Below are 7,551 nucleotides of genomic sequence, written 5' to 3' on the forward strand. Positions count from 1 at the left end.
CCTCCGGAGGCTACGCCGAATACGTCACCGCACCGGCCGAGGTGCTTTTCCCGGTTCCCCAGGACATGGACCTGAGCCAGGCCGCCGGCTGCCGGAGGTCGCCTCGACCGTGGTCTCGAACATCTTCGACCAGGGCGAACTACGCTCCGGGCAGACCATCCTGATCCACGGCGGCGCCGGCGGCATCGGCTCCATGGCGATCCAGCTGGCCAAGGCGGCGGGGGCACGGGTGCTGGTCACCGCCTCCAGCGCCCAAAAACTGGCCTACTGCACCGAACTGGGTGCGGATGCGGGAATCAACTACGCCACCGAGGATGTGCTCACCCGGGTCAAGGAACTGACCGAGGACACCGGGGTGGATCTCATCCTGGACGTAGTGGGCGCGAAGTACCTGGCCATGAACCTCAAGGCGCTCGCCGTGGGCGGACGGCTGGTGATCATTGGGCTGCAGGGTGGGCGCAAGGCCGAAGCCGACCTGGGCTGATGCTCTCCAAGCGGCTGCGCATCATTGCCACCACGCTGCGTTCCCGACCGCTGGAGGAGAAGGCCGGCATCGTGCACCGCACCGTCCAGCGACTCACCCCACTGCTGCAGGACCGGTCACTGGAACTGAATGTGGAGCGCAGCTTTGGTTTTGACGAGCTGGCCGCCGCCCACGAGTACTTCGACTCCGGAGAGCACAAGGGAAAGATTGTCGTAACGCTGCACTAGGCCAGCGGCCCGGTGGGAGTAGTGTGGATTTGTTTACATCTGGGTGACCCGCTTCATAGCATGGGGTCACCCAGATCACGGGGCACATCATCACCGCACCCTCTCGAAAGGTAAGTTGCCATGAGTCGCAGTCATACATTGCCGCCGGCAGCGGTCGATCCGCAAGTGGCCGAGCGCGAGGAGAACCGCTGGACCCCGACGCGGATCATTATCTGGGTGGCGATCGCGCTGCTGGGGGCCGTGGCATGGTCCGTCCTGGCCTTCTCCCGCGGCGAGACCATCAACGCCATCTGGTTCGTGTTCGCCGCGGTGGCCACCTACCTGATTGCCTACCGCTTCTACGCCAAGTTCATCGAACGCAAGATCGCCAAACCCGATGACCACCGCGCCACCCCGGCCGAATACTTGAACAACGGCCGGGACTTCGTGCCCACCGACCGCCGGGTGCTCTTTGGCCACCACTTTGCCGCGATCGCCGGCGCCGGTCCGCTGGTCGGCCCGGTGCTCGCCGCGCAGATGGGCTACCTGCCCGGAACCATCTGGATCATCGTCGGCGTGGTGCTGGCCGGAGCGGTGCAGGACTACCTGGTGCTGTTCTTCTCCATGCGCCGCGGCGGCCGCTCACTGGGCCAGATGGCCCGCGAGGAACTCGGCGTCATCGGCGGCACCGCCGCCTGATCGCCACCCTGGCCATCATGATCATCATCGTCGCCATCCTGGCGCTGGTCGTGGTCAACGCGCTGGGTGAATCGGCCTGGGGCGTCTACTCGGTGGGCCTGACCATTCCGATCGCCCTGTTCATGGGCATCTACCTGCGCTTCATCCGCCCGGGCAAGGTGCTGGAAGTGTCCATCATCGGTTTCGTGCTGCTGATGTTCGCCATCATCTCCGGACGCTGGATCGCCGAAACCCAGTGGGGCGCCGAGTTCTTCCACATGGAACGCACCACCATCGCCTGGGCCATCATCATCTACGGCTTCATCGCCGCGATCCTTCCGGTCTGGCTGCTGCTGGCCCCGCGCGACTACCTGTCCACCTTCATGAAGATCGGTGTGATCGCCCTGCTGGCGATCGCGATCATTGTGGTGCGCCCGGAAATCAACGTCCCGGCGGTGTCCGAATTCGCCTCCCGCTCCGATGGGCCGGTGGTGGCCGGCAGCCTGTTCCCGTTCCTGTTCGTCACCATTGCCTGTGGCGCGCTCTCCGGGTTCCACGCCCTGATCTCCTCGGGCACCACCCCGAAGCTGGTGGAGAAGGAAAAGCAGACCCGCTTCCTGGGCTACGGCGGCATGCTGGTGGAATCCTTCGTGGCCATCATGGCCCTGGTCGCCGCGATCTCCATCGACCGCGGCATCTACTTCGCCATGAACGCCTCCTCCGCCGCCACCGGCGGCACCGTGGAAACCGCGGTGGCGTTCGTGAATTCGCTGGGGCTTTCCGGGGTGCATCTGGAGCCCGGGACGCTGACCGACCTGGCCAACCACGTCGGGGAGGAGTCGGTGGTTTCACGCACCGGCGGCGCCCCGACCCTGGCGGTGGGCATTGCCACGATCATGCACCAGTGGTTCGGCGGGACCGCGATGATGGGCTTCTGGTACCACTTCGCGATCATGTTCGAGGCCCTGTTCATCCTCACCGCGGTGGACGCCGGAACCCGTGTGGCCCGCTTCATGCTGCAGGACACCATCGGCAACTTCGTCCCGAAGTTCAAGGACACCTCGTGGCGTCCCGGGGCGTGGCTTTGTACCGCGATCATGGTCGCCGGCTGGGGGTACATCCTGATCCTCGGGGTCACCGACCCGCTGGGCGGGATCAACACGTTCTTCCCGCTGTTTGGCATCTCCAACCAGCTGCTGGCGGCGATCGCCCTGGCGATCGTGATGACCATCGTGGCCAAGCGCGGGAACTTCAAGCACCTCTGGGTGGTCGTGCTGCCGCTGGCGTTCACCGTCGTGATCACGTTCGTTGCCAGCTGGCAGAAGATCTTCTCCACCGACGTGAAGGTCGGCTACTTCGCCAACCACAACGCCTACAAGGAAGCGCTGGCCAACGGGGAAACCAGCCTGGGCAGCACCAAGAGCGTGGAGGCCATGGAGGCGGTCGTGCGCAACACCGGAGTGCAGGGCTGGCTCTCGGTGGCGTTCCTGCTGCTTTCGGTCATCGTGATCGTAGCCGCGATCATCGCCACCGTGCGTGCCGGAACCTCAACGCGGCCGATGATACCGAGGACCCGTACGTGGAATCCAAGATCTATGCGCCGCAGGGCATTGTCTCCCTGCCGGCGGAGAAGGAACTGGAGGCGAAGTGGAAGGACTACCACGAGGCCACCGGCACCACCCCCGCCGCGGGGCACTAGGGGAGGGGAACATGGGATTCGTCCAGGGCCTGTCCAAGGCCAAGAAGTTCGTCGACGGGGTGTTGGGCGCCGACAAGTACCAGCACTACCTGGAACACCACCGGCGCCAGCATCCGGGCGAGGAACCGATGAACGAACGGGAGTTCTGGAAGGACTACACCGACTGGCAGGAGCGCAACCCGCAGGGACGCTGCTGTTAGGAACCCGGTCCGGGCACCCTAATCGCAGCGGGCAGTGGCCGTCGCATCTATCAAGGATGCGGCGGCCACTGCCGGTGGTGGGCTGGTCTGCGAATCCCGGTACTCTTAAACCGGTACCAGAGCACAGGAAGGCAACCATTAGCTCATGGCTTTCTTTTCCCGCTGCGCCAAACCCGCGCCGCCAACCGCGACCTCGGGCAGGGGGTGTGGCGTCGCGCCCACGACCGGTTCAACCGTTCGCTGGACCGGGTGTTCCAGGTGGTGGAGGGAATCGGCAACGACGAGCTGCACAACCAGCTGATGGCCTGCGCCAATGAACTGGCCGACCTGCAGCCGCGGGTGCGCGTGGTGTGCACCCAGGCCCAGAAGCTGACTCCCAGTGAAGAGGAATTCGTGCCCGAACGCACCTTTGACGTGCACCGAGCCCTGACCAAGGCCGCCAATGACCTGGCCACCAGTGCCAGGTGCTGGCGATGACTCGGCTGCAGGCCGAAGCCGGCAGCGATGTCAGCAACTTCGCGGTGCGCACCCGCGTGCAAATCGTTATCGAAGGAGTCCAGGCCGCTGAGGCGGCCCTGGAAAAAGTGCGCGACTGACCCGTTTTTCGGTTTCCCCGCACCCGGTGCGCACACTAGATTGGGAACATGAGTAGACAAGTTCCACAAGTCACGTTCCTGGACGGAAATTCCATTGACCAGCTGGGCTTCGGTGTCTGGCAGATTCCCGATGAGCAGGTTGCGCCGGTGCTCGCCGCGGCATTGAAGGCCGGTTACCGGCACATCGACACCGCTGCGATCTACGGCAACGAGGCAGGAGTGGGCCGCGCGATCGCAGAGAGCGGGCTGGAACGCCCGGAGCTGTTCATCACCACCAAGGTCTGGAACTCCGAGCAGGGCTACGACAAGACCCTGGCCGCCTTTGATGCCTCGCTGCAGAAGCTGGGCACCGACTACGTGGACCTGTACCTGATCCACTGGCTGCAGCCCAAGCGCCAACTGTACGTGGATACCTGGAAGGCCCTGGTCCAGTTGAAGGAATCGGGCCGGGCCCGCTCCATCGGCGTCGCCAACTTCACCATTGAGGCGCTCGAGGAGCTGCATGAAGCCACCGGTGTCCGCCCGGTGATCAACCAGGTCGAAACCCACCCGTACTTCCCGCAGCATGAACTGCGCGCCTACGAGAAGGAACACGGGATCATCCACGAATCCTGGTCGCCGCTGGGACAGGGCGGCGAGCTGCTCAAGGACCCGGTGCTCGTTGAGATTGCCGAGAAGCACGCGGCCAGTACCGCCCAGGTCGTCATCGCCTGGCACCTGGCCTTGGGCAACGTGGTGATCCCCAAGTCGGTCACCGAATCGCGGATCGTTGAGAACTTCGCGGCGCTGGGTGTGAACCTGGACGCCGAGGACCTGGAAAAGATCGCCGGCCTGGACCGCGGGGCCGAAGGGCGGATCGCCTCGGATCCGGCAACCGCCGACTTCGCCTAGAACCCGCGTGGCACGGCGCTGGCCCTGCCTCTGGTGGGGCCAGCCGCTGCGCTCTAGACTGGCGTTGTCCTTTCGCCGACGCAGATGGAGCGAATATGAGCGCAGAGCAGTTCCCCGAGCCCGTCATCGAGGATCACCGCTGGTGCATTTGGCGCTGATCCGCAAGACCCTGGGGTTTGACGAGATTAGGGCGTTCTATGACGCCAGTTTTCCCCAATTGTTTGCCGCGTTGCAGGACAGCGGCCGCCGGCTGGTGGGCGCCCCGCTGGGTATTACCTACGGCACCCCCGGCCACCTGATTGACTTGGCCGTGGCGTTGCCGCTGGATGCCCCGCTGGGTTCCGTGCAACCCGTGGTGGGCGCAATCCTGCCGGCCGCCCGTACGGCCACCCTGGTGGTGCAGGGCGACTACGAACAGTTGGCAGCAGCGCACGCCCATCTGCGCCAATGGGTGCTGGAGCAGGGGCTGAACCCCGCGAGGTGGCCTGGGAGCAGTACCTGACGCAGCCGGAACCGGACGCCGATCCAGCGCAGAACCTCACAAAGATCGGCCTGGTCTTGGCTGGTTGATCCGAACCCGGCATCATCCGGCGTTATCCGTCGCTCCCCGAATCGGCCACCGGCGGCGTCGGCGTAGCTTGCGGGTATGAAAAACGCCCTTGTCACAATCGCTGGCGATTCTGACAAGGCGTCTGGCCGAGCCCCCTGCCGGATTTGAACCGGCGACCTGCTCTTTACGAGGGAGCTGCTCTACCCCTGAGCTAAGGAGGCCAAGTGCCACTAGGGCACCAAGTCACTTTATCCGAGTCGCTCTTGGCTCGTCAAAACGCGAGGGCGGCTGGCCGCGTCCTAGCATTTGGTTCCGTCTTCGGGAACCTGTCCCTCAATCAGGTACCCGTCCACGGCTTGGGTCACACAGTCATTCGAGCGGCCGTAGGCGGTGTGGCCGTGGCCTCATACGTCAGCAGCACCCCACCCTGCAGCTGCTTGGCCAGTGATTCCGACCAGTGGTACGGGGTGGCCGGGTCGCCGGTGGTTCCGATCACCAGAATGTCCCCGGCGCCGTCGGCATGCAGTTCGCCGGGAACCCGGGTCGGCTCGAACGGCCAATCCTCACACCCCAGGCACCGTAGGAGAGGTACTTGCCCATGATGGGAGCCTGACGCTGCAGTTCGCTGGCTTCGGCTCCATCCGCGCCTCGGCCGCGTCCATCGGGTAGTCTAGGCAGGTCACCGCGCCGAAGGCCTCGGTGGTGTTGCCCGTATAGTTCCCCTCCTCGTCGCGGCCGGCGGACAGGTCGGCGAAGTACTGGATCTGATCCACGTCGCCCTCCAACGCGTCGGCCATCGCCGAGCTGAGCATCGGCCAGGAGGTTGACTCGTAGAGCGGATGATGAAGCCGTTGATGAAGTCGATGACCGGTACCTTGCGCCCGTCGCTGGCCACCATGGGCTTGGCCTCAAGCTTCTTGAAGAAGTCCTGCAACTGCTTGTAGGCGTCCTCCGCGGTGCCGGTGAACGGGCAGTCCCCGCTTTCCACGCAGTCTTCCAGCCAGGCCTCGATTTCCTTTTCGAAGCCGACCGCCTGGGCCAGGTCCACCTGGCTGGAGGTGCTCTTTGGATCCATGGCCCCATCCAGCACCATCCGCCCGGCGTGCCCCGGGAACAGGTCGGCGTAGGTGGCGCCGAGGAAGGTGCCGTACGAGAAGCCCAGGTAGTCCAGCTGCTCATCACCCAGGGCCTCGCGGATGATGTCCATGTCCTTCGCCGCGCTGGCGGTATCCACGTGGCCAAGCAGCTCACCGGTCTTTTCCAGGCAGGAGTCGGCGTACTTCTTGGATTCGGCGCGGATTTCCTCGCGTTCGGCGGGGACCCAGCTGCGCTGGTTCTGCTGGCGCAGTTCGTCCTGTTCAGCGTCGTCCAGGCAGGTGACCGGGGTGCTCTTGCCCACCCCTCGCGGGTCGAAGCCGATGACGTTGTATTCGCGCTGCAGTTCCTTGCTGAACATCAGCGGCACCGAGGACTTGACCAGGTCCAGCCCCGAGCCGCCCGGGCCGCCGGGATTGACCAGCAGGTTCTTTTCGCTGCCCTGGGCGACGCGGCGGTTCAGCGCCAGGTCGATGGAGCCATCCTGCGGGTTCTCATAGTCCAGCGGCACCTTCAGGGTGGCGCATTCGATGACGCTGCCGCACTTTTCCCACTGCAGCTGCTGCTCGTAGTAGCTCTGCAGCCCCTGGGCCACCGGCTCCGGTTCGGCGCGTTGTTCCGTGGGGGCCGAGCAGCCGCTGACCAGCAGTGCGAGCACCGCGCTGAAGGCCGCGGCGGGGACCACCGGCGGTGGCGTGGACGTACGGACACGTGTCGCTCCTTGGTTGGTGAGCGCCGCAGCGCTGGAAAACTATCGTCGGACCGGTTGCAGCAGGGTGGACATCAGCGCCTCCAGGGCCAGCAGCGGGGTGACGTTGGCGGCCAGGCGGCGGCGGGTTTCGTTGATCGCGTCGATCTGGGCGAGGGTTTTCTCGCTGGGCTGGGCGGCGGCGTAGGCGCTGATCTCTTTGCGCCGGTGCTCATTGATCAGCTCCACCCGGGTGCCCAGCTGCAGGGTGAGCACGTCACGGAAAAAAGTGGTCAGGTCGATCAGGGTGCGGTCCAAAGAATCGAAGGTGGCGCGGCGGGAGAAGCGCTTGGCGTCCTCCTCCAGCTGCTTGAAGGCCCCCCGCAGGCCCGGCGGGATGGTTTCCTCCTCGCCCAGCCCGTTCGCGTGGCGCAGCGCCGCGGTGCGTTCGGCCAGTGAGGCGC

Annotated in this window: 9 protein-coding genes, 1 tRNA gene and 2 pseudogenes; 8 read left to right on the forward strand and 4 right to left on the reverse strand. The window is 65.1% G+C overall.

Going from position 1 to position 7,551, the window contains the following annotated elements:
- Window positions 1–109: 109 nt before the first annotated feature.
- The 8 genes and pseudogenes from JCM19049_RS05775 to JCM19049_RS05805 all read left to right on the forward strand — a co-directional run bounded on the left by JCM19049_RS05775 (window position 110) and on the right by JCM19049_RS05805 (window position 5,256).
- A complete protein-coding gene (locus JCM19049_RS05775; protein ID WP_054821092.1) occupies window positions 110–484 on the forward strand; it encodes a zinc-binding dehydrogenase in 375 nt (124 codons plus the stop codon).
- On the forward strand, window positions 484–711 hold the full coding sequence (locus tag JCM19049_RS05780; RefSeq protein WP_054821093.1) for a zinc-binding dehydrogenase: 228 nt from the start codon (window positions 484–486) through the stop codon (window positions 709–711). Before JCM19049_RS05775 ends, JCM19049_RS05780 begins: the two co-directional genes overlap by 1 nt.
- 120 nt (window positions 712–831) lie before the next feature.
- Window positions 832–3,067, forward strand: a pseudogene (locus tag JCM19049_RS05785) (carbon starvation CstA family protein).
- Between the two features lie 11 nt (window positions 3,068–3,078).
- Complete coding sequence (locus JCM19049_RS05790; RefSeq protein WP_054821094.1) at window positions 3,079–3,267, forward strand: YbdD/YjiX family protein; 189 nt, start codon at window positions 3,079–3,081, stop codon at window positions 3,265–3,267.
- A gap of 204 nt (window positions 3,268–3,471) precedes the next feature.
- Entirely contained in the window at window positions 3,472–3,744 is a 273-nt protein-coding gene (locus tag JCM19049_RS18875; protein WP_279402553.1) for a hypothetical protein, read from the forward strand.
- Entirely contained in the window at window positions 3,732–3,863 is a 132-nt protein-coding gene (locus tag JCM19049_RS18880; protein ID WP_279402554.1) for a hypothetical protein, read from the forward strand. The genes JCM19049_RS18875 and JCM19049_RS18880 overlap by 13 nt, the downstream gene beginning before the upstream one ends.
- A 48-nt stretch (window positions 3,864–3,911) precedes the next feature.
- Window positions 3,912–4,754 carry an aldo/keto reductase gene (locus tag JCM19049_RS05800; RefSeq protein WP_054821095.1) on the forward strand — a complete coding sequence of 281 codons (843 nt, stop codon included), beginning with the start codon at window positions 3,912–3,914 and terminating at the stop codon, window positions 4,752–4,754.
- Window positions 4,755–4,896: 142 nt separating this feature from the next.
- Window positions 4,897–5,256 carry a hypothetical protein gene (locus tag JCM19049_RS05805; protein WP_054821096.1) on the forward strand — a complete coding sequence of 120 codons (360 nt, stop codon included), beginning with the start codon at window positions 4,897–4,899 and terminating at the stop codon, window positions 5,254–5,256.
- Window positions 5,257–5,453: 197 nt separating this feature from the next.
- Here JCM19049_RS05805 and JCM19049_RS05810 read toward each other — a convergent pair.
- The 4 genes and pseudogenes from JCM19049_RS05810 to JCM19049_RS05820 all read right to left on the reverse strand — a co-directional run.
- Window positions 5,454–5,525, reverse strand: a tRNA-Thr gene (locus JCM19049_RS05810).
- 78 nt (window positions 5,526–5,603) lie between these two features.
- Window positions 5,604–5,878 (reverse strand): annotated as a pseudogene (locus JCM19049_RS18890) (alpha/beta hydrolase).
- 105 nt (window positions 5,879–5,983) lie between these two features.
- Window positions 5,984–7,084, reverse strand: coding sequence for an alpha/beta fold hydrolase (locus tag JCM19049_RS05815; RefSeq protein WP_054821097.1), 1,101 nt, complete (start codon window positions 7,082–7,084; stop codon window positions 5,984–5,986).
- Between the two features lie 66 nt (window positions 7,085–7,150).
- On the reverse strand, window positions 7,151–7,551 hold a 401-nt coding region (locus JCM19049_RS05820), incomplete at its 5' end, for a DNA polymerase III subunit delta' C-terminal domain-containing protein (protein WP_279402555.1).

The sequence above is a fragment of the Arthrobacter sp. JCM 19049 genome, from assembly GCF_001310435.1.

Coding starts and splice junctions, on each gene's coding strand:
- JCM19049_RS05780 (WP_054821093.1), top strand. CDS start 484: ATGCTCTCCAAGCGGCTGCGCATCATTGCCACCACGCTGCGTTCCCGA.
- JCM19049_RS05790 (WP_054821094.1), top strand. CDS start 3,079: ATGGGATTCGTCCAGGGCCTGTCCAAGGCCAAGAAGTTCGTCGACGGG.
- JCM19049_RS05800 (WP_054821095.1), top strand. CDS start 3,912: ATGAGTAGACAAGTTCCACAAGTCACGTTCCTGGACGGAAATTCCATT.